This is a genomic window from Paroceanicella profunda (assembly GCF_005887635.2).
Classification (GTDB): Bacteria; Pseudomonadota; Alphaproteobacteria; order Rhodobacterales; family Rhodobacteraceae; genus Paroceanicella; species Paroceanicella profunda.
Map to the genome: position 1 here is coordinate 46,349 of NZ_CP040822.1, position 21,273 is coordinate 67,621.

The 21,273-nt window shown below is 72.7% G+C and carries 13 protein-coding genes; 10 read left to right on the top strand and 3 right to left on the bottom strand.

What is annotated here, in order from left to right:
* Positions 1 to 513: 513 nt before the first annotated feature.
* On the top strand, positions 514 to 1,743 hold the full coding sequence (locus tag FDP22_RS22900) for a polysaccharide pyruvyl transferase family protein (RefSeq protein ID WP_138578712.1): 1,230 nt from the start codon (positions 514 to 516) through the stop codon (positions 1,741 to 1,743).
* A 470-nt stretch (positions 1,744 to 2,213) separates the two neighbouring features.
* Positions 2,214 to 3,476 (top strand): glycosyltransferase family 4 protein, encoded by a 1,263-nt coding sequence (locus FDP22_RS22905; RefSeq protein WP_138578710.1) that lies wholly within the window; start codon positions 2,214 to 2,216, stop codon positions 3,474 to 3,476.
* A 349-nt stretch (positions 3,477 to 3,825) separates the two neighbouring features.
* Here FDP22_RS22905 and FDP22_RS22910 read toward each other — a convergent pair whose 3' ends face one another.
* On the bottom strand, positions 3,826 to 5,175 hold the full coding sequence (locus FDP22_RS22910) for an NAD(P)-binding protein (protein WP_138578708.1): 1,350 nt from the start codon (positions 5,173 to 5,175) through the stop codon (positions 3,826 to 3,828).
* A 427-nt stretch (positions 5,176 to 5,602) separates the two neighbouring features.
* On the opposite strand from FDP22_RS22910, the gene FDP22_RS22915 reads away from it, so the two are divergent.
* Positions 5,603 to 7,276, top strand: a complete 1,674-nt coding sequence (locus FDP22_RS22915) for a glycosyl hydrolase 53 family protein (RefSeq protein ID WP_138578706.1) — start codon at positions 5,603 to 5,605, stop codon at positions 7,274 to 7,276.
* 529 nt (positions 7,277 to 7,805) lie between these two features.
* On the opposite strand, the gene FDP22_RS22920 is transcribed toward FDP22_RS22915, so the two are convergent.
* Positions 7,806 to 9,242, bottom strand: coding sequence for an O-antigen ligase family protein (locus tag FDP22_RS22920; RefSeq protein WP_138578704.1), 1,437 nt, complete (start codon positions 9,240 to 9,242; stop codon positions 7,806 to 7,808).
* 1,019 nt (positions 9,243 to 10,261) lie between these two features.
* On the opposite strand from FDP22_RS22920, the gene FDP22_RS22925 reads away from it, so the two are divergent.
* The 6 genes from FDP22_RS22925 (at position 10,262) to FDP22_RS22950 (ending at position 18,693) form a co-directional block, all read left to right on the top strand.
* Positions 10,262 to 12,547, top strand: a complete 2,286-nt coding sequence (locus FDP22_RS22925) for a GumC family protein (RefSeq protein ID WP_138578702.1) — start codon at positions 10,262 to 10,264, stop codon at positions 12,545 to 12,547.
* A gap of 181 nt (positions 12,548 to 12,728) precedes the next feature.
* The gene (locus FDP22_RS22930) at positions 12,729 to 13,874 is read left to right on the top strand and encodes a polysaccharide biosynthesis/export family protein (RefSeq protein WP_138578700.1); all 1,146 of its coding nucleotides are present in this window, start codon (positions 12,729 to 12,731) and stop codon (positions 13,872 to 13,874) included.
* A gap of 223 nt (positions 13,875 to 14,097) precedes the next feature.
* Complete coding sequence (locus FDP22_RS22935) at positions 14,098 to 14,781, top strand: sugar transferase (protein WP_138578698.1); 684 nt, start codon at positions 14,098 to 14,100, stop codon at positions 14,779 to 14,781.
* Between the two features lie 483 nt (positions 14,782 to 15,264).
* Positions 15,265 to 16,353, top strand: a complete 1,089-nt coding sequence (locus FDP22_RS22940) for a glycosyltransferase (RefSeq protein WP_138578696.1) — start codon at positions 15,265 to 15,267, stop codon at positions 16,351 to 16,353.
* Between the two features lie 56 nt (positions 16,354 to 16,409).
* The gene (locus FDP22_RS22945) at positions 16,410 to 17,240 is read left to right on the top strand and encodes a glycoside hydrolase family 16 protein (RefSeq protein WP_239032044.1); all 831 of its coding nucleotides are present in this window, start codon (positions 16,410 to 16,412) and stop codon (positions 17,238 to 17,240) included.
* 10 nt (positions 17,241 to 17,250) lie between these two features.
* Positions 17,251 to 18,693: a hypothetical protein gene (locus tag FDP22_RS22950; protein ID WP_138578694.1), complete on the top strand. Its 1,443-nt coding sequence runs from the start codon at positions 17,251 to 17,253 to the stop codon at positions 18,691 to 18,693.
* 140 nt (positions 18,694 to 18,833) lie between these two features.
* Here the strand turns inward: FDP22_RS22950 and FDP22_RS22955 are convergent, their stop codons facing one another.
* The gene (locus FDP22_RS22955; protein WP_138578692.1) at positions 18,834 to 19,724 is read right to left on the bottom strand and encodes a hypothetical protein; all 891 of its coding nucleotides are present in this window, start codon (positions 19,722 to 19,724) and stop codon (positions 18,834 to 18,836) included.
* A 521-nt stretch (positions 19,725 to 20,245) separates the two neighbouring features.
* Between FDP22_RS22955 and FDP22_RS22960 the strand changes: the two genes are divergently transcribed.
* Positions 20,246 to 21,202 carry a glycosyltransferase family 2 protein gene (locus FDP22_RS22960; RefSeq protein WP_138578690.1) on the top strand — a complete coding sequence of 319 codons (957 nt, stop codon included), beginning with the start codon at positions 20,246 to 20,248 and terminating at the stop codon, positions 21,200 to 21,202.
* Positions 21,203 to 21,273: the final 71 nt, after the last annotated feature.

Here is a 21,273-nt window from a genome sequence, read left to right on the forward strand (position 1 = left end):
CCGGGGATGAGGCGGGAGGCCCTCTCCGCGGCCGGTGTGCCCGGGCCGCCCCTTCCCCCGGCAGGGCGCGCCGGCGATCTATGTACCGGTCAGCCGTCATCCGGGGCTTCGGGATAAAGCGCCTGCCACGGGGAGGCCTGCGCCCGCCAGAGGCGCGGGCCCCCCCGGCGGTGAGGATGCGGGGCGCGCGGAAGGGCGGGCCCGTGCCGCAGGCACATCCTGTTCCCGTGCCGCAGGCACATCTTGTCCCCGTGCCGCAGGCACATTCTGCCTTCGTGCCGGAAGCACCTCCCCGGCCCGCGCTTCGGGCACATCCTGCCCCCCCCTGTGTCTCCGGCACCTCCCTGGCCCGTACCGGAGGTACCTTCTGCCGCGTGCCGCGGGGCCCTTCCCGGGCGGTGAGGCGCGCAGTTGTGCGGTGCGGCGGGGCAGGGTAGGATGGCCGCGTTTCGATACGTATTTTTATTTTTTGTACAGAGGTGACAGGGTGACGGTATTTTCGTCAGGACCCTCATGGTGAGGGTCGTCAACTTCGCCGTCCGCTACAGTGCCAACGTCGGTGACGGGCTGATCGCGGATTGTCTTTCCCACGCCATGACCCGGCTGGCCCCGGGGCTCGAGATGGTCTCGGTGGATCTTGCCGGGCGCAGCCGCCATGGCGAGGCCACGGTGCGCGGGCGCGGGATGAAGCTGCGCGTGCTCAACGCGCTGCCCGCCCCGGTGCGGGCCCGGGCGGTGGAGCTGGTGCTGGGCCGGTTCCTCGACCGGGTGGGCCCGCGCTGGCGCGCGGCCCTCGGCGGGGCCGATCTCGCGGTGTTCGGCGGCGGGCAGATCTTCTCGGATGCCGACCTGAACTTCCCGCTCAAGATCGCCCGGGCGGCCGGGCTCTGCGCCTCGGCCGGCGTGCCGATGGCGGTGTTCGCCGCGGGAGTGGCGCGCAACTGGTCGCCGCGCGGCCGGGCGCTGTTCGGCACGGTGGCGCAGGGGGACCTGCGCCATGTCGCCCTGCGCGACGGGTTCTCGCGCGAGGCCTGGTCGGCGCAGATGGGCGGGGCCGGGCCGCACCCGGAGATCTGCCGTGACCCGGGGCTGCTGGCCGCCTCCTGCTACGGCCGGCCGGCGCCGGGGGCGGAGCCCGGGCCGGTGGGCATCTGCATCACCGATCCGGCGGTGCTCACCTATCACGCCGACATGGCGGTGGCGGGGGGGGCGCGCGCCGATGCGCTGCTCGCGGCCACCGCGCTGGCGCTGGTGGCGCGCGGCCACCGGGTGCGGCTGTTCTGCAATGGCGCGGTGGAGGACCGCGAGGCCCTCGCCCGGCTTGCCGCGCATCCGGAGGTGGCGGCGCGGGTGGCGGGGGGCTGGCTCGACATCGCCCCGCCGCCGGCCACCCCGGCGGAGCTGGCCGGGATCATCGCCCCGATGAAGGCGGTGCTGGCCCACCGGCTGCACGCGACCATCGTCGCGCATGCCTATGCCATCCCGGCGGTGGGGCTGAGCTGGGACCGCAAGCTGGTGAGCTTCTTCGCTTCGGTGGGCCGCGGCGCCCATGCGGTGCAGGGCCCGGCCGGCGCGCAGGATCTCGCCGATCTCGTGCTGCGCGCGATTGCCGAGGGCATCGACCCCGCCGCCCATGCCGTCCATCTCGACGAGACATGGGCGGGCGTGGCGCGGATGCTCGCGGTCACCGGGCTGGCGGCCCGGCCCCCGGGCCTGCGCGCCGTCTCCGGAGCCGGCGCATGAGCGCCGCCGGCGGGGCGCCGCCGGGCGGGATCGGGCAGGGGACTGGCCCGGGGGACACGCACCCGAAGGCCGGGTTGCCGGGCAGGTCCGCTGGCACTGGCGGCGGCACGGGTGGCCCGGGCGGGTTCGCGCGGCGTGGCGTGGATCCGGAGGCCGGGTTGCCGGGCGCGGTCGCTCCGGGTGGGGACGGGTCGGGGACTGCCCCCGGTGGCACGCACCCGAAGGCCGGGCCTCCGGGCCGGTCCGCTGGCACTGGCGGCGGCACGGGTGGCCCGGCCGGGGTTGACCGGAGCGGCGTGGATCCGGGTGGGGGCGCTATGGGTGGGCTTGTCCCGGGCGCCGTGAGTCCGGACGGGGCCGGGCCGGGCGCCACTGTCCCGGGCGGGGTTGACCGGAGCGGCGATGGCCCGAGGGAAGGGCTGCCGGGCGGGCCCGGGCGGAGCGGGCGCAGGCCGGGGCGCATCGTCATCGTGAACGACTTCTCCCGGGCCCGGGGCGGGGCGACGGGGCTGGCCCTGCTCTCGGCGCGGATGCTGGCGGAGCGGGGCCATGAGGTGGTCTGCCTGTGCGGCGACGCGGGCGAGAACGCCGGGCTCACCGCGGCCGGGGTCACCCTGCGCGGCGCGGGGGGCGCGCATGTGATGAGCCGTGGCAGGGTCTCCGCGCTGCTGGGCGGGCTCTGGAATGCCGCCGCGGCCCGTTTCCTGCGCGACTGGATCGCGGCGGAGGGCCGGCCGGGGGATGTCTATCACCTGCACGGCTGGTCGAAGATCCTCTCCCCTTCGGTGTTTGCCGCGCTGGCCCCGGTGCGCGACCGGCTGGTGGTCCATGCGCATGACTTCTTCCTCGCCTGCCCGAACGGCGGCTACTGGAACTACCCGCGTGAGGAGGTCTGCGGCCTCACCCCGCTCTCGGCGGCCTGCCTCGCCAGCCGCTGCGACAAGCGCAACCACGGCCAGAAGATGTGGCGTGTCGCCCGGCAGCTCATCCGCCGGGCGCGGTTCACGTTCCGCGACAGCGGGCCGGAGGTGCTGATGATCCACCCCGCCATGGCGCCCTTCCTGGAGCGCGGCGGCCTGCCCGCCTCCCGGCTCACGGTGCTGCGCAACCCGGTGACGCCGTTCCGCGCGCCGCGGGTGGCGGCGGAGGCGAACCGCAGCCTGCTCTTCGCCGGCCGGCTGGACCCGGAGAAGGGCGCGCTCAGCCTCGCGCGTGCCGCCGCGCGGGCCGGGGTGCGGCTGCGCGTGGCCGGCGAGGGCCCGCAGGAGGCCGCGATCCGCGCCGCCTGTCCGGGCGTGGAGATGCTGGGCTGGAAGAGCCGCGCGGAGATCGGCGTGCTGGCGGCGGAGGCGCGGGCCCTGGTGATGCCCTCGCTCTACCCCGAGCCCTTCGGGCTGGTGGCGGTGGAGGCGCTGGGCTGCGGGCTGCCGGTGGTCGCGGCGCAAACCGCCTTCCTGGCCGGGGAGATCACCGCCGCCGGGGCGGGGCTGGCGGTCGACGTGCATGACATCGGGGGGTTCGCCGCCGCCCTCTCCCGGCTGATGGCCGATGATGCCGGCGTGGCGCGGATGAGCCGCAACGCCGTGGCCGCGGCGCCGGCGCTCGGGCTCTCGCCCGAGGCGTGGTGCGACGGGCTGGAAGCCGCCTACGCCCGCGCCGCCGCCAGGGGGGCGCCCTCCGACAGCCCCGCGGCCGGGGCGCGCGCGGCGTCCCTGCGGGCCGGAGCCGGCTGAGATGCCCCCGGGCGGCCCGGTTCCCGATGGTGCGGCGCGCGCGCGTTGGCGGGACGGGCGGGGCCCGGTCCGCCCGGGCGCCCGGCCCGGGCCGCGCCCGACCCTCCCCACGGGAGGGCGCGTTGGCGATGTTACCAGCCGTTCTGCCGCCGCCCGGGGTTTCGCGATGAACCGCCCGCCCTCCCGGGGCCGGGCGCGGCCCTTCTTCGTGCCTGGTGGGGAGGGTGCCGGGCGCGGCGCCGGCCGGGGCGGGGCGCGGCGGTTCGGGTCTGGTGCGGGGGGCGTGCGCGCTGCCCGGGGGGGCATGACGGGGGGCCTGCCCGGGGTGCCACGCGGGGGCGCCCCGGGCTCAGGCGAGGCCGGCTTCGGCCAGGCGCACGGCCAGCGCCGAGGAGGGGATGTACTGGAACAGCCCCTGGCGGCCGGCAAGCTCCACCCCCTCCGCGCCCAGCCGGGCGGCGAGCGCATCGCGGCGGTGGGCGGCGGAATGGTCGTAGACCGGGTAGGCGAACTCCGTGTCATGGCTGGCCAGCAGGGTGAGATCCCCGGTGAACAGCCCCGCCGCCCGGGCGGTGCGGGCGAATTCCGCGAACAGCGCCCCGGGGCCGGCCTCTCCCCGCTCCGCGGGGGCGCCCGGCGCGCCGTCCGCGCAGACCTCGAGGGAGAAATACTCCGCCGCCCCCGGCGTGCCGTAGAAGTCGGACTGCATGGTGAGGCGCTTCCAGGCGCCCTCGGCGTGGAAATTGTACAGCACCGGCGCCGTGAAGCCGCGCTGGCCGCTGAACCGGCAGCACAGGGTGGTGAGCCGGCGCGAGACCGGCGGCGCCGCGACCGGGATTTCCAGCAGGTTGGCGGTGTGCAGCATCGGGATGGTGCTGATCAGCCGCGCGGCGGAGAAGGTGCCGGCGGCGGAGGTGACCTCGAACCCGTCCGCGTGCCGGCGCGCGCCGTGCAGCCCGGCATCGAGCACGGTGCGCACGCCCGCCGCCTCCAGCCCGGCCACCGCCTCGGCATAGAAGGCCGCGAACCCCTCGGGCGGGCGCACGAGACAGCGCGGGGCCGGGCCGCGCGCCGCGCGCCGCCGCGATGCCGCGCGCAGCAGGGCCTGCAGCGGGGCCTGCAGCCGGGCGCGCAGGCTGGCGCGGCTGGAGACCCAGCGCATCCGGCTTTCGGCGAAGGCGAAGCTGATCTCGCCCGGCGCCAGCCCGTAGAAGCGCTGCATGTAGTTGAGGATGCCGCTGTCACGGGTGAGGGTGGGCCCGAGATGGCGGCGCAGGAACCCTTCGGCGGAGCGGCGGTCCATGGGCCGCAGCCGGGCGGCGGCAAGCTCGCGCGCCACCCGCAGCCGGTAGCGCAGCGGCCGGTCCAGCACCTCGGCGCGCATGTCGAACGGATAGGCGCGCACCGCGCCGTCCGGGGTGATGCGCTGCGCGTCGAAGCGCACGTCCAGGCAGCGGCGGGCGAGGCCGGGGAACAGCTCGAACAGCGGGTTGTCCGACCAGAAGAAGATCGCGCCCACATCGAAGCTCATGCCCTCCAGGGTCCAGGAGATGTGGTTGCCGCCGGGGCTGGCGTAATCATCCATCAGGCAGACGGAATTGCCCCGCGCCGAGAGTATCCGGGCCAGCGCGAGGCCGGTGACACCGGCGCCGAGCACGAGCACGTCGTAGCGGTTCTTCGGGGGGGAAAGGGGATTCATGAAAATGACCTCCTGCACACGCACACGTACTTCACGGCCCGGCAGGCGGCGCGGTGGGGCATGGAGGGACCATCCCCGGCGGCGGGGCGGACGGGCGGGCGTTCCGGGCGAAGGATGTGCGAGGGAGAAGGCGGCCCGAAAAACCCTGCCTGCCAGGGCATGGCAGGCCCGTCCGATGCACACGCACTTACAATGTCTGACAGGTCAAAAGATACGCTATCGCGAAACCAACGTGTAAAATGGATACGCGATTCCGGAATTTACATCAACATACATTGTATTTCATTTGTGTGTTCGCGATCACGATTTGCATAGTCAACTCTGCATCTTGAAATTGAGTGCCTCTGGCGAATTCCACTTCCGGTAATTGCCGGGCGATGCCCCGGGGAACCGGGCGCGAGATGCAGGCCAGCAAGGAGACGCCGAGATGAGACCGAACCGTTGGCACGTTCTGCTGCTGGTGGGGGGCCTGGCCCTGGCCGCCGCCCTGCCTGCCCCCGCCCAGACGACACCTGCCCAGACGACACCTGCCCGGCCCGCGATGGAATACGGGGTGCAGATGCATTTCTCGCAGGGCTGGCCGCTGGCGCTCTACGGCAGGCTGGACGCGCTGGGCGATCCGCCGATCCGCGACAGCCTGCCCTGGCAGCTGGTCGAGCAGGCCCCGGGGGTGTTCGCCTACCCCGAGCACCTCACCGCCTACATGGAGGCGCTGCGGGCGCGCGGCATGACGATGATCATGACCTTCGCGCACCGCAACCCGCTCTACGAGGCGGGCGAGACCCCGCACGGCCCGGAGGCCTATGCCGCCTTCGCCGCCTATGTGGTGCAGGCGCTGAAGGACTGGGGCGGGCTGATCCGCGCGGTGGAGATCGGCAACGAGATCAACGGGAATTTCGTCACCGGCCCGGCGCGCGAGGACCGCGCGGGCACCTATGCGGCGCTGCTCAAGGTGGTCTACGCGGCAGTGAAGGCGCAGGACCCGGAGGTGCTGGTGCTGGGAGGGGCGACGCATTCCATCCCGCTGGGCCTGTTCCGGGAGATGTTCGAGGACGGGGCGCTGGACGCGATGGACGGCATCGCCCTGCACCCCTACCGCCCGGTGCCCGAGCATGTGGACACCGAGCTGGCCTGGCTGCACGACCTGATGGAGGCGTTCGGCGGCGCGAAGCCGGTCTATGCCACCGAGTTCACCAATGCGTTCGAGACCCCGGAGCAGGCGCCGGGCTACATGGCCCGGATGCTGGCGCTGATGGCCGGTGCCGGGGTGCGCGAGGCCTACTGGTATGCGCTGCTCGACCAGGAGGCCTATCCCAACACCGGGCTGATCGACGAGGCCGGCCGGCAGAAGCCCGCCTTCGAGGCCTTCCGCTTCCTGCGCCGGGTGCTGCTGGGCGCGGGGCCGGTGACCCGGCTGTCGGACGACCCGCTGCTGCATCACTACGCCTTCGGGGCGCCGGGCGCGGCCGGCCGGGCGCAGCTGATCTGGGGCGCGCCGCGCCGGCTCGCGCTGCCGCCCGGCGCGGCGGTCTATGCCCCGGACGGCACCCCGCGCGCCGGGGCGGCGGAGATCCTGATCGGGCCCGAGCCGGTGGTGGTGGTGGGGCCGGAGACGCTGGCGCCGGAGGCCTCGCCGGTGCTGGGCGACGCGCTCCTGCAATATGGCGGGCCGCCCTGGGAGTATGCGGTGGTCGACGCCGCGGGCACCGCCACGCCGCTCACCCGGATCGACTGGGAGTGGACCTCCTATCTCGGCACGCCCTGGTCGAAGCCGCTGCGGGTGAATGCCGACAGCCTGGTGCCCGGCGGCGGCGGCGCGGCGCCGCTGCACGTCGCGGAGATCTTCGTGGCGCCGGAGGCGGGGCCGATGCGCATCGATGCCGAGTGGCGCGTGACGAAGGACACCTCGGACGGGGTGACGCTGGAGATCCTGCGCAACGGCACCCGGCTGATGGCCGCGCAGGTCAGCCGGGCGATGGTGCTGGAGGATTTCCCCGTGACCCTCGCGGCAGGCGACCGGCTGGAGTTCCGCATCGGCCCCGGGCCGACGGTGACCGGCGACAACGTGGAGCGCCGGGTGCAGATCCGCCGGGCGGAATAGCGCCCCGGGGAGGCCGGGAGGCCCGGGGCGCTCCTCCGGGGGAGGCCGGGAGGGGGAGCCGGCCGGCCTGCGCAGGGCACGGGCCGAGGGGCGGGCCGGTCGGTCTCCGGAGGACGACCGGCGGGCCTGCTCCGGTGCGGCGCGGCGGGGAGGCTGCCGGGTTTCACGCCGGGGCCCGCGTGGGACACGGGCGCTTCCGGGTCATGGGGCGGTCTCCGGAGGACGCCCGGCGGGCCTGCTCCGGTGCGGCGCGGTGGAGGGCTGCCGGGTTTCACGCCGGGGCCCGCGGGACATGGGCGCTTCCGGGAGGCGGGCAGCCGGGCCGGGCGGCCTGCGGGCCGTGGGGCGGTCAGGGCGCTCACCCGGGGCAACGGGGGCTTCCGGATCGTGCGGCGGCCCGGGGCCTTCGGGCGAGGGTGGGTCGGCAAGGCGTGGCCCGGCGGGCCCGGATGCGGCCGGGTGGGGGCAGGCGGGGCACCGCTGCGCCCCCGCGCGGGGCCGGCCTGCTCCGGTGCGGCGCCGGGGCGCCTCAGGCGGGGAGGGCAGGTGTGTCCGGCGCCGCCCGGCGGTGGCGGCGGGAAGGGCCTTGCGGGGGCGCGTGCGAAAAGCTCTGCGCCCAGCCCATTCCGAGCAGCAGCGCGAACAGCCCCGCCGTGGCCGGCATCTGCAGCGGGAAATCGAACAGCGTATGCGCCCCGGTCGCGGCCATGCAGGCCAGGGCGACGGCCGGGAACACCCGGTCGCGCCGCCGGATGCGGGTGCCGCGCCACAGCCGCCACAGCACCAGGGCGAGGGCGGCATAGAGCGCGGCGGCCGCGGGCAGGCCCAGCTCGTAGGCATTCTCCAGGTAGCTGTCATGGCCCTCGCGCCAGTCGCCGAAGGCGGCGCGGAACGGCAGGGCGGCGCGGAACGCGTCCTCGAACCCGCCCAGCCCGTGGCCGAGCAGCGGCCGTTCCAGGATGCCCGCCACGATCTGCGGGTAGACGCTGAAGCGCCCGTCCTCGTCGGAGGTGAACATCACCCGGTCCATCAGCCCCGAGACGCTGGTGGCGAGCAGGAACGCCAGCACCGCCGCCACGGTGAGCAGCATCGGCCAGGCGGTGCCGGGGGGGGCGCCGTCCGGATGCTCTCCGGCGGCGCGCGCGCCCCGGGTGGCGAGCAGGAAGACGGCCACCCCGAACAGTGCCGCCAGCGCGCCCATGCGCGACTGGCTCAGGGCGATGGCCGCTCCGCAGAGCACCGCGCCGAGCACGAAGATCCACGCGCCGCCGAAGAAGCGCTCCACGAAGCGGCGCAGCGCCTGGGCCCGGGTGTCGCCGGGCGGCGCGGTGGAGGCGGTGGCCTCGAGGTAGACGGCGAGATTGGCGATCAGCCCCAGCCCGGCATAGGAGGCATAGGCGTTGCGGCCCACGAAGCTTGCGGTGACCACCGCCGAGGTGTTCTCCACCCCCAGGATCGGGTTCACCCCGAGCACCAGCGCCGCCAGCCCGTAGGCGGCCAGCGCCCCGGAGAACAGCGCGAACACCCGCAGGAAGGCCGCCGCCCGGTCCCGGTCGGCAAAGCCGCGCATCCCGATCCAGAACAGCGCGCCGTAGCTTGCCAGCCGCAGCAGGTACTGCCGCCCGGCCAGCGGGTCGGCCGAGATGCTGCCCGCCCCCTCCCCCCCGATCAGCGCCCGGGTTCCGGCCCAGAGCGGATGCGCCCAGCCGGCCACCGGCGTGGGCCCGGTCTGCACCCAGCCCCAGGCCAGCACCCCGAGCCAGAGCAGCGCCGGCAGCCAGAGCCCGTGCCCGGCCGGCGCGGAGGCCCGGTCCGGGGCGCGGGCGATGTCGCGCACCAGCCGGGCGGCGAGAAGCAGGCACACCGCGAGGCTCATGAAGATCCAGGTGACCGGCCGGTTCCCGGCCAGCGCCAGCGCGGCACCCAGCGTGACGGCCACCGCCGCCCAGGTGATCAGCGCCTGCACCGGCGTGTCGGAGCGCCACCGGCCGCCGCCGCCCCCGCGCCGGGAGGTCCGTACGGCGCCGGAGCGGGACGCGGAACCGGAGGCGGACCGGGAGCGGGACGCGGACCCGGACGGGGCGTGGGATGCGGAACCGGACGGGACACGGAACGCGGAACCGGATGCGGAACCGGACGGGGCTCGGGACGCGGAATTGGGCGGGACACGGGACGCGGAGGCGGACGGGGTGTGGGAGGCGGAGCCGGAGCCGGAGGGGGCATCAGACGGGGCATCGAACGGGGTGCGGGTCGCGGAGTTGGGCGAGATACGGGACGGGGAGGCGGAGCCGGAGGGGGCGCGGGAGGCGGGCCCGGACGGGGAGGTCGGCGCGGAGCCGGGCGGCAAGCGCTCCACAGGGCCGGACGGGGCGCCGGGCACGGAGCCGGAGGCGGAGCCGGGCACGGAGCCGGAGGCAGAACCGGAGGCGGAGCCGGAACGGGGCACGGAACGGGCCACGGGGCCGGCCGGGGGGCGAGACGGAGTGCAAGACGGGGCGCGGGACGCGGAACGGGGTCGGAACACGGGGTGACTTCCTCCCGGGGCGGGTTCCGGCGCCCCCGACCGGCCCGGGCCAGGGGGCGGCATCGCCCGCACGAACCCGGAGCATTTTCACGATCTCTAGCAGAGCCCGGCCGGCAGGCAAGCCCGCTGTCACCGTGCCGCGCCGGCCCCCGGGCGGCCGGGACGGGACAGGGCCGGGGGAGAAACGGCGGGAGTGCGCGCTGGGGTTGCAACGAATGCTGCGATGCAACATCCGCGCGCGGAGCCGCAGCATATCCGCAGCAAATTCCCCCGGTCCGGCCCCAGATGCCTGTTGGGCGGCGGGGGAAACTGCGTTAAGAAGGCAGATGTAAAAGAATTTAGACTTATTTTACCGATCCGCTTCAGGGTCGGACCTTGTAGTTTCAACAAGCCGCAGACCGCATTGCACATCGGCCGCAGCCCGGAGTGTCGTCCCCACGGTCGAGCGCGAGGTGGCGCATATGAACACCATGCCCGAACGCATCGAGTATCCGGCCCGCATGGTGCCGCGGCCTCCCCAGGAGGAGCCGGAGGCCGAAGACCTGATCGACCTGCGGGCGCTGTTCCTCACCCTGTGGCGGGGCAAGTGGATCGTGATGGTCTGCGTGTTCATCGCCGCGGTGCTCTCCATCCTGGCCGTGAGCCAGATGCCGCCGCGCTTCTATGCCGGGGCGAAAGTGTTCTTCGACCCGCCGCAGCTCAACGTCATCGACCTCACCAGCGTGATGACCAACCCGGAGTTCGACCAGGATTCGCTGCAGAACCAGGTGGAGATCCTCAGCTCCACCACGCTGATCGACCGGGTGGCGCAGAAGCTGGACCTGAAGGCCCTGCCCGAGTTCAACCCGATGCTGCAGGACGGGCCCTCGCTGATCGACACCATCAAGGATGCGCTGCTGCCCGGCAGCCTGAAGGCGAAGCTGATGGACCTGGGGGTGATGTCGCCCCCCGCCCCGCCGATGTCGGCCGAGCAATCCGCCGCGATCGAGCGGCTCCTGGTCATCGACCAGGTGCGCAACCACCTCATCCTCACCCCGGTGGTGAACTCCCGGGTGATCGAGATCGGCTTCACCTCGGAGAATGCCGAGCGGGCGGCGAAGGTGGTCAACACCATGGCGGGCGAATACATCTACCTGCAGCTCGACGCCAAGCTCGACGCCACGCGTGACGCCACCAACTGGCTGTCGGTGCGGGTGGACGAGCTGCGCGACCGGGTGCAGGAGGCCGAGGAGGCGGTGGAGAGCACCCGCTCGGACCTGGCGCTGGCCGGCGGCCAGGGGCTGGAGGTCAGCCAGCAGCAGCTCGACGACCTGAACGGCGAACTGGCCGTGACCCGCAACAACCTGCTCGCGCTCGAGGCCCGCTACAACCGGGTGTCCGACAGCATGGCGACCGGGGCCGATTACGGCGCGGTCTCGGAATTCCGCAACTCGCCGGTGATCCAGAACTACCGCGCCCAGGAGAGCGAGCTGCTGTCGCGCCGCGCCCTGCTGGCGCCCACCGTGAAGGCCGGCCACCCGGCGCTGCAGCGCCTCGACGCGCAGCTGGGCGAGATCCGCCGCAACCTGCAGAAGGAGGGCGAGCGCATCGCCCGCGCCCTGCGCTCGGACCTGGAGGCGGCCCAGGAGCAGGAGACCGCCCTCGTCGCCCAGGTGCGCCAGCTGGAGGAGAAGGTGCTGGAGCAATCCGGCAAGCAGGTGCGCCTGCGCCAGCTCGAACGCGAGGCCGAGGCGAGCCGCGTGCTCTACGAGAACTTCCTCAACCGCATGAAGGAGACCGCCGAGCAGCAGGACCTGCAGACCGCGGACGCCCGCGTGCTCTCGCCCGCCGAGGTGCCGCTCAACCCCGGCTCGGGGCGCAAGAAGGTGATCGTGCTGGGCGCGACCATGCTGGGCGGCTTCATCGGCATCGGCGTGGTGTTCCTGCTCGAGCACCTCAACAACACCTTCCGCAACCCGCGCCAGGTGGAAGCCCTCACCGGGCTGGGCGTGCTCTCCACCCTGCCCACGGCCGGCAACAAGAAGAAGCGCATCGACGTGCTGGCCGCGGTGCGCAGCCGGCCGAACTCCGGCCTCGCCGAGGCGATCCGCAACCTGCGCACCTCGATCCTCTATTCCAACGTCGACCACCCGCCGCGGGTGGTGATGTTCACCTCCACCACGCCCAAGGAGGGCAAGACCACCACCTCCATGCTGGTGGCGATGGCGAGCCGGCAGATGGGCCGCTCCGCGATCATCGTGGACTGCGACCTGCGCCTGCCCGCCCTCGCCACGCTCATCGAGCAGGACGACGGCCGGCCGGGCCTGCTCTCGGTGCTCGAGGGCGTGGCGAGCGTGGACGATGCGCGCTTCGTGGACGAGGAGACCGGGCTGCACGTGCTCATGGCGCGCGCCTCCGAGCGCAAGGCGCATATCAATGCCGCCGACATACTGGCCTCGAACCGCTTCCGCGCCCTGGTCAACGACCTCGCCGCCGCCTACGACCTGGTGATCCTCGACACGCCGCCCGCCCTGGTGGTGACGGATGCGCGCATCATCTCCAGCCATGCCGACGCGGTGGTCTATGCGGTGCGCTGGGACCACACGCCGCGCGGCGCGGTGCTGGAGGGCTTGCGCGAACTGCGCTCGGTGAATGCACCGCTGGCGGGAATCGTGCTGACAATGGTCAACGAAACCAAGGCCGGAAAGTACGCCTACGACTCATACGGGTACTACAAGGGGAAATACACCGACTATTACGGGAAATAACTCCCCGCCCGGGCTGTTTCAGGGGAAGACCCCGAGATTTTCCTTTGCATCTAAACGGAAACCGGGGATCATGACTCACCTTACTTTTTGATCATCCTGTTAAAGAAAAATTCAAAAGTCTTGGCGTCAGATTGTGGATTTGCCCACAGCCAGCTGTTGCCGAAAAAATGTCAGAGGTTCCATGCGTAGACTTGCCCTTTTCCTCGCCTGCACGGCCCTTACCGCCTGTGAGACGGTACCAGGCGCCGGCCCCACCACCCAGGCCATCCTCACGGATTCAGCTGCTGTCCGGACACTTCCCGGGCCGAAGCAAGCCTTTGCCCTGGTGACCCTGGACGAGCCCATGGCCCGCAAGGTCAACAGCGCCTTCGCCTACAACATGGCCGACAGCGCCCCGTTCTTCATGGACGAGGCCCCGCCGCGGCTGACCATAGGCGTCTCCGACAAGATCGAGATCGGCATCGTCTCCAAGAGCGATTCCGGCTTCATCGACTTCACCCAGTCCAGTGTCGCCCCGCTCTCGACCACGCAGCTGCCGCTGCAGGAAGTGGGCACGGACGGGCGGGTGCAGGTGCCCCCGCTGGGCCGGGTGCAGGCCGCCGGCCTCACCGTCCAGCAGTTCGAGAACCGGCTGATCTCGCAGCTCTCCCAGGTGCTGGTGGAGCCCTCGGTGGTGGTTCGCGTGGCGGACCGCGCCTCGGCGCGCGCCGCGGTGATCGGCCAGGTCGCCCAGCCCGGGCGCTTCGCCCTCGACCAGGAGGACCTGCGCCTGGTCGACCTGGTGAGCCTGGCGGGCGGGCCGCTCAAGCAGTCCTCCGACCTCACCCTGTCGCTCACCCGCAACGGCACGAGCTATGCCATCCCCTTCGACACCGCGATCACCTCGCCGGTCTACAACGTGCGGGTGTTCCCCGGGGACGTGATCCAGGTGCAGGACGTGCGCCACCGCTTCGTGGTGCTGGGCGGCGTGGCGCAGAACGGCGAATACGAATTCGCCCGCCCCGAACTGTCGCTGGCCGCGGCCATGGGCCAGGCGCGCGGCATGAACAACCGCCAGGCCGACCGGCGCGGCGTGTTCCTCTACCGCCGCACCCCGGTGAGCGTTCTGGCCGATCTCGGCGCGGACGTGAGCAGCTTCACCACCCCGGTGGTGCCGACGATCTACCAGTTCGACTTCTCCAACCCCACCACGCTGTTCGCCGCCCAGGTCTTCGACATGAAGGACGAGGACGTGATCTTCGTCTCCGATGCCTTCCTGGAGGAGGTCGACAAGGTGCTCAGCCTGGTCACCTCCATCGACCCCACGCCGATCGACATCTCCCCTTGATCGGAATCGGGACCTGATACATCCTGCTGCAGTGCAAAATATCTGCATTGCAGCAGTATTGTGACGTGCTTCAATGTATTGGGCGGATTGTACCGCCATTGTTTCTTTTAAAAACATGTTGTTGTCATGAGCGTCGCCCCTGCCGTGCGATACCGCTGCCGCAAGCCGTGAGAGGTTTTGCGGGGAGGCCCGGGAGGACGCGCAATTTCGAGAAGGCTGCAAAATGATCGGAAGAGATGTAGGCGAGGCCCGGATCGATCCGGCAAAGGGGCTCTTCGCCCCGTCCCGCGGCACGGGTGGCCGGCTCAAGCGCAGCTTCGACATCCTGTTCAGCCTGGCGCTGATCCTGCTCGCGCTGCCGGTTTTCCTCATTGTCCCGCTGATGATCCTGGTCACCGACCGCGCCCCGGTGCTGTTCCGCCACGAGCGGGTGGGCCGCGACGGCAGGCCGTTTGCCTGCCTGAAGTTCCGCACCATGCGCCGGGAGGCCGACGAGATCCTGGCCCGGCACCTGGCCGAGTGCCCGGCGGCGATGCGCGAATGGGCGGAGGCGCGCAAGCTGCGCGCGGACCCGCGCATTCTCGGCGCGGTGGGCCGGTTCCTGCGCCGCACCAGCCTCGACGAGCTGCCGCAGGTGTTCAACGTGCTGCGCGGCGACATGAGCGTGGTCGGGCCCCGCCCGGTGGTGCGCGACGAGCTGCAGCGCTACGGCGTGCACGCCCCGCTCTACCTCTCGGTGCGCCCCGGCCTCACCGGGCCCTGGCAGGTGGGCGGGCGCAATGACACCAGCTACGAGCAGCGGGTGAGCATGGACGCCGATTACGTGCGCTCCTGGAGCTTCGTCGAGGACATCCGCATCGTGCTGCGCACGGCGATGATGATGCTGAGCGGGCGCGGGGCCTATTGAGCCCCCGCCGGGGCGGGCCCGGCCCGGCTGCCGGTGGCCTGTTCTCCCCATCGGTTCCCCTCCCCCGCGGCCCCGCCGCCTTCGGGGATGGCCCCGCCGCATGGCGTTTTCGCGCGCCGGCCCCGCGGCATGCCGATCTCCCGCGCTGCGTTCCGCCGCCCCCGGTGTCCTGCGGCCTGCGCCGCAGACCGGTTTCCGGCAGCGGCTTGCGCCGCAGGGTATTTTCCCGCCGCGGCCCGCGCGGCACGGCATTTTCCCGCAGCGGCCCGCGCTGCACATCGCTTTCCCGCAGCGGTTCGCGCTGCACGGTCCCTTCCCGCGGCGATATCCGCCGCCGGTATTCCGCGGTGGCTGTCACCGCGTCCGGTGTTCCGGGGCGGGCCGCACGATTTTTGCGTCAGGAGTGAGGTCTTTCATGGTTTTCAGAGATCTGCCGGTGTTTCCCGGCCCGGATATCCCTTGCGCGGGCGCAGGTGCGGCCGCATGAGGGTTGCCATCATCCATTACTGGCTGTTCCACATGCGCGGCGGCGAGAAGGTGCTGCGCGCGCTGTGCGAGATGTACCCACAGGCCGACATCTTCACCCATGTCTACGACCCCGACGGGGTGGATGACGTGATCCGCGCCCACAAGGTGACCACCAGCTTCATCGCGCGCCTGCCCGCGGCGCGCCGGCTCTACAAGCACTACCTGCCGCTGATGCCCTATGCGCTGGAGCAGCTCGACCTCACCGGCTACGACCTGATCCTGTCGAGCGAGGCGGGCCCGGCGAAGGGCATCATCCCCGGCCCCGACGCCCGGCATGTCTGCTACTGCCACTCGCCGATGCGCTATATCTGGGACCAGTACCACCCCTACCGCGACAATGCCGGGCTGCTGGCCCGGGCCGCGATGCCGCTCATCGCGCATAAACTGCGGATCTGGGACGTGACCAGTGCGGCGCGGGTGGACCGGTTCGTGGCCAATTCCAACCACGTGGCCAACCGCATCACCCGCTTCTGGCGCCGGGAGGCCGAGGTGGTGTTCCCCCCCGTGGCGGTGCAGGATTTCGCGCCCGTGCCGCGGGAGGAGCAGGGGGACTACTACCTGCTCGCGGGCGAGCTGGTGCGCTACAAGCGCCCCGACATCGCGGTGGAGGCCTTCAGCCGCATGAAGCGCAAGCTGCTGGTGATCGGCGGCGGCGAGGAGCGCGGGAGCCTCGAGAAGAGCGCCGGTGACAGCGTGCAGTTCCTCGGCAAGGTGCCCTTTGCCGAGCTCAAGCACCATTTCGCCCGCTGCCGCGGCCTGGTGTTCCCCGGCGAGGAGGATTTCGGCATCATCCCGGTGGAGGTGATGGCCTCCGGCCGCCCGGTGATCGCCTATGCGAAGGGCGGTGCGCTCGACACCATCCGCGACCGCGAGACCGGCCTGCTTTTCGAGGAGCAGAGCGTGGAGGGGCTGATCGCGGCGGTGGAGGCCTTCGAGCGCGAGGGGCTGGACCGGCCGGACCCCGCCGCCCTCACCGCCCATGCCGCGCAATTCGACGAGGACACCTTCCGCCGCGGCATGCGCGCGGTGATCGACACCCTCTGACCCCCCGGGGGGGGGCGCCTGCCCGCCCCCCGCCCAGGACGGAAAGGACCGGCACCATGCCCGCCCGCCTCATGCCTGCCTCCCTCATGCCCCATCGCCTCCTGCGGGGCCTCGCCTTCGGCCTCGGCCTGCTGGCCGCCGCGCCCCTTGCGGCGCGCGAGGACCCGATCGGCCCCGAGGGCTGGCCGCTCCTCTTCGCCGAGGAGTTCGACGCGCCGCTCGATGTCACCCCCTGGGGGGAGCGGCCCTCGCGCTGGATCGCCCACACGCCCTGGAACGGCGATTTCGGCGATGCCGAGTTCGCCGACCCCGCGCCGGGCTTTCCCTTCAGCCAGGAGGACGGCGTGCTCAGCATCGAGGCGCGGCGCGCGCCGGACGGGCGCTGGCGCGCCGGCCTGCTCTCGGCCACCGACCCGCAGGGGCGCGGCTTCTCGGCGCGCACGGGGTATTTCGAGGTGCGGATGCGCGTGCCGCCGGGCAAGGGCGTGTGGCCGGCCTTCTGGCTGATGGGGCTCGACCGCAGCGCGATGAGCGCGGAGATCGACGTGATGGAGCATTACGGCCACATGCCGGCGCGCTTCTCGAGCAAGATCCATGTCTGGGGCGCGCGCACCGGCGGCGAGGACCGCAGCCGCACCCGTCGCACCACCGCGGGCGCGCCGCTGGCGGAGGGGTTCCACCGCTGGGGCGTGCTGCTGGAGGAGAACCACATCACCTTCTACTTCGACCGCCGCCCGGTGTGGGACGTGCCGCGCCCGCCCGAGTTCGACATGCCCTTCTACCCGCTGGTGAACCTCGCGCTCGGCTCGGGCTGGCCGATCGACGAGACCCCCGACCCCTCGTATCTCCTGGTGGATTACGTGCGGGTCTACGCCCTGCCGGAGTGAGGAGGCGCGGATGGTCTTCCTTCCCCTCGCCCTGTTCTGGAGCTTCGCGATCTGGGGGCTGGTGAGCCGCAGGCCGGTGATCATCTACCTGTTCTTCGCCTCGATGCCCTTCGGGGCCTTCGCGGTGGTGCCGCCGGAGGCGCTGGGCGGGCTCACCTTCACGCCCACGCCCATCGTGGCGCTGCTGATCTGCGTGCGGATGTTCATGACGCCGCGGGCGCTGAGCTATGTCATCACCTCCGCGATCGAGGAGCGGCGGTTGCTCTATCTCTTCGCCTTCTGGGTGGTGGCGGTGTTCGCGACCATGTTCCTGCCGCGGGTGTTTGCCGGCGAGGTGGGGGTGATCCCGATGCGCGGGCTGCTGTCGCAGCCGGCCCCGCTGATGCCGAGCACGCAGAACATGTCCCAGCTCACCTATCTCACCATCTCGGTGCTGGCGGTGGTGGCCTTCTCGCGGCTGCTGCAGGGCGCGGAGATGCGCCAGCACGTGCTGCGCGCGCTCTGCCTGGGCGCCTTCCTGACCATCGTCACCGGGCTCCTGGACTTCGCCACCCAGTTCGTGCCGCTGGAGCCGGTGCTGGCGCCGTTCCGCACCGCCTCCTACGCGCTGCTCACGGATGTGGAGGTGCTGGGGGCCAAGCGCGTGGTGGGGCTGATGCCGGAGGCCTCCTCCTACGGCTCGGTGTGCATCGCCATGCTCACCGCGCTGTGGTTCCTGCGCCGGGCGATCCGCGACGAGAGGCTGCGCAACCGGCGCGCGCCGCTGCTGTGCGGCGGGCTGCTGCTGTTCGGCTGGCTGTCGACCTCCTCGGCCACCTATGTGGGCCTCGCGCTGTTCATCTGCATGGTGGTGATGGAATGGGCCTGGCGGGCGGGCGCGCTGAAGCGCGGCGCCTATCGCAGGCGCGGGCTGGCGGTGGAATTCTGGCTGGCCTTCGCGGGGTTCGGCGCGCTCACCGCCATCGTGGCCTTCCACCCCGCGGTGCTGGACCCGATGGTGGCGATGATCGACCGGATGGTGCTGCAGAAGACCTCCTCGAGTTCCTTCGAGGAGCGCGGCATGTGGACGGCCGTCTCCTGGCAGGCGACGCTGGACACCTGGGGGCTGGGGGTGGGCGTGGGCTCGACGCGCGCGTCGAACTTCGCCGTGGCGGTGCTGAGCAACACCGGCTTCGCCGGCGGGCTGTGCTACGCGCTGTTCCTGCTGCGCACCTTCACCCGCCGGGCCCATCCGGACGATTTCGAGGGCGCGGCGATGATCTCCGGCATCCGCTGGGCCTATCCGCCGGGCTTCGTCCTGGTGCTGCTGGTGGGCACCTCGGCGGATTTCGGCCCGATGGTCGCCTTCCAGTACGGGCTGATCACCGCGATCGCGCTGGCGGGAGAGCGCCGCCGCGCGCAGGACCGCGCCCGGGCCCGCCCGCCCGCCGCCCCGCGCCCGGTGCCCGCATGAGGGCGCGGGCCGCCGCGCTTCGCTCCGCCCCGGCCCGCCCCGCCGGATGGGCGGGCCGGCCCGGCGCCGCGACCGGGCAGGGTGTCGGCCCGCGCCCGGTCATCCGGCGGGCCGGGCCGGGAGGGGTGGGGGCGGGGCCCTCAGCCCTCCGGGGTGACGGGAAACATGCGGGGGATGTTGAGCGGCCTGCGCTCGACCAGGTGGTACCAGTGCAGCGCGATGGCCTTCAGCCGCAGCCCTCCGGGGCGCTGGCGGAAGGTGGCGGCCGCGAGGCCCAGCGCGCCGAGCAGCAGCCGGGCGCGCGAGGTCACCCGGCGCCCGGAGCGGGTTTCCGCCGCGTAGGGCACGCAGCTCAGCCAGGGCAGGTCGAACAGGCCCAGCACGGTGCCGATGTCATCCTCGTAGCCGCGCGCGCCCTCGAACCCGTTGCGCTCCTTCTGCGCGCCCACCGGCCGGGTGTGGGTGACGGGGAAGGCGTCGATCACCGCGAAATCGCGCGGCGAGCGGTAGAGCAGGTTGCACCAGGCAAGGTCGATGCCGCTCTCCAGCCCCATGCCGAACAGCGGGCGGACCTCCTCCAGCGCGTCGACCCGGAAGATCGGGCACATCATCTCCACGAAGTTCACGTAGCGCAGGCGGAAGCTCTTCTGCTGCAGCAGGGCCGCGAAGGAGAAATGGCTGTCGAGGGTGAGCGCGGGCTGGGCCAGGCGCAGCCCGCGCTCGGCGCAACAGGCGAAGAGCCCGTTGAGCGTGGCCACGTCGGCGGCGAGGTCCTCGTCGAAGAAGGCCACGTGGCTGTAGCGGCGCAGCAGCGCGGCGTGATCGTCCAGGAAGCCGGCATATCCGGCCACCTTGGTGCCCTCGCGGCGCTCGAAGAACAGCCCGTCCCCGGTGATCTCCGGCAGGTCCGGGTCATAGGCGGAGAGGAAGACGTCATAGCTCCGCTCCGTCCCGGGGGCGAGCCATCCGGCATGCAGGCCCTGCGCGCCCACGCGCGAGACCAGCAGGAAGCGGCGTGGCGCGCCGCTCATGAACGGGCCCCGTGCAGGGGCCGGGCGGGGCGGGGGGCCGGCGGGACGGGCCCCCGGCATGTCGGGGAAAGGGCGTCGCGGCGGCGCGGGGGCGCCGGCTGTCGTGTTGCTGATATCATTCCTGACCTGACTACGCTTTTGCCCGGAGGCCGGTTCGGACAGCGGGCCGGGGCGCCCGGGGGCAATTCCCCGCAGGCCGGCCCGGACCGTGGCCCCGGGGAGATGAACTTACCTGCGGGGCCGGGGAATCCGACCCGCTCAAACCCGAACCGGACACGCCTGGCGGCCCGGCCCGCGGCCGGCAGCGCCAGCCCGGCCCGACCGGGCGCCCCCGGGACGGACCGGCAGGACCGGCCCGATCCGATGCGGAAGACGGACCGGCAGGGCCGGCCCGATCAAACATGCTTGCGGGCCCGCGCCACCCGGACGCCGACCCTTTCAATATCCCCGATCCTTTCGCCTCGGATGGCCCGCGTCAATGGCGCATCCGGGCGCAGGCGGCACAGACGAGGACATCGCGCATGACATCCCATTCCCCGGCCCCCCCCGCTCCGGCGCCCGGACCCCTGCCCGCGCAGGGCCCGGAGGCCGGCGGGCTGACCATCGCCATCGGCATCGCCACGGCCGGGCGCCGGGAGGTGCTGGCCGAGACCATCGCCTTTCTCGCCCGCCAGACCCGGCCGGCCGACCGGCTGCTGATCTGCCCCGCCGACCCGGAGGCCGACCTCGACCGCGCCGGGCTGGAGGCCGCGCAGCCGGGGAGCGCGGTGGTGCGCGCGCCGCGCGGGCTGTGCAACCAGCGCAACGCGCTGATCCGGGCGGCGGGGGAGGCCGACCTGCTGGTGTTCCTGGACGACGACTTCCTGCCCTGCCCGGATTTCCTGGCCGAGGCCGAACGGCTGTTCCGCGCCGCGCCGGAGGTGGTGATGGCCACGGGAACGGTGCTGGCCGACGGTATCCTCGGGCCGGGGCTGACCTTCGCGGAGGGGCTGGCGGCGCTGGAGGCGGCCGGCCCCGCGCCGGGCGACGCCCCGGTGGAGGTCTACAACGGCTATGGCTGCAACATGGTGGTGCGGCTGGCGCCGGTGCGCGGGCAGGGCCTCGCCTTCGACGAGGACCTGCCGTTCTACGCCTGGCTGGAGGACGTGGACTTCAGCCGCCGGCTGGCCGCGCACGGGCGGATCGTGAAGAGCCCGCGGCTGCGCGGCGTGCACCTGGGCTCGAAGCGCGGGCGCTCGCCGGGGCGGCGGCTGGGCTATTCGCAGATCGCCAACCCGGTGCACCTGCTGCGCAAGGGCACCCTGTCACGCGGCCGGGCCCTCCGGCAGATGCGGCGCAACCTGCTCGCCAATGCCGCGCGGGCGGCCTGGCCCGAACCCTGGGTGGACCGGCGCGGCCGGCTGGCGGGCAACCTGCTGGCGCTGGCGCATGCCCTCACCGGGCGGCTGAGCCCGGGGCGGGTGCGCGACATGAGCTGACCAGGTGCCCCCCCGTGGTGTCGGGGGCGACCGGTGCGGCGCCCCCGGCCGCGCAGGCGCCGGGCGGGGCG

Coding starts and splice junctions, on each gene's coding strand:
- FDP22_RS22900 (WP_138578712.1), top strand. CDS start 514: ATGGTGAGGGTCGTCAACTTCGCCGTCCGCTACAGTGCCAACGTCGGT.
- FDP22_RS22910 (WP_138578708.1), bottom strand. CDS start 5,175: ATGAATCCCCTTTCCCCCCCGAAGAACCGCTACGACGTGCTCGTGCTC.
- FDP22_RS22915 (WP_138578706.1), top strand. CDS start 5,603: ATGAGACCGAACCGTTGGCACGTTCTGCTGCTGGTGGGGGGCCTGGCC.
- FDP22_RS22925 (WP_138578702.1), top strand. CDS start 10,262: ATGAACACCATGCCCGAACGCATCGAGTATCCGGCCCGCATGGTGCCG.
- FDP22_RS22930 (WP_138578700.1), top strand. CDS start 12,729: ATGCGTAGACTTGCCCTTTTCCTCGCCTGCACGGCCCTTACCGCCTGT.
- FDP22_RS22935 (WP_138578698.1), top strand. CDS start 14,098: ATGATCGGAAGAGATGTAGGCGAGGCCCGGATCGATCCGGCAAAGGGG.
- FDP22_RS22940 (WP_138578696.1), top strand. CDS start 15,265: ATGAGGGTTGCCATCATCCATTACTGGCTGTTCCACATGCGCGGCGGC.
- FDP22_RS22945 (WP_239032044.1), top strand. CDS start 16,410: ATGCCCGCCCGCCTCATGCCTGCCTCCCTCATGCCCCATCGCCTCCTG.
- FDP22_RS22950 (WP_138578694.1), top strand. CDS start 17,251: ATGGTCTTCCTTCCCCTCGCCCTGTTCTGGAGCTTCGCGATCTGGGGG.
- FDP22_RS22955 (WP_138578692.1), bottom strand. CDS start 19,724: ATGAGCGGCGCGCCACGCCGCTTCCTGCTGGTCTCGCGCGTGGGCGCG.
- FDP22_RS22960 (WP_138578690.1), top strand. CDS start 20,246: ATGACATCCCATTCCCCGGCCCCCCCCGCTCCGGCGCCCGGACCCCTG.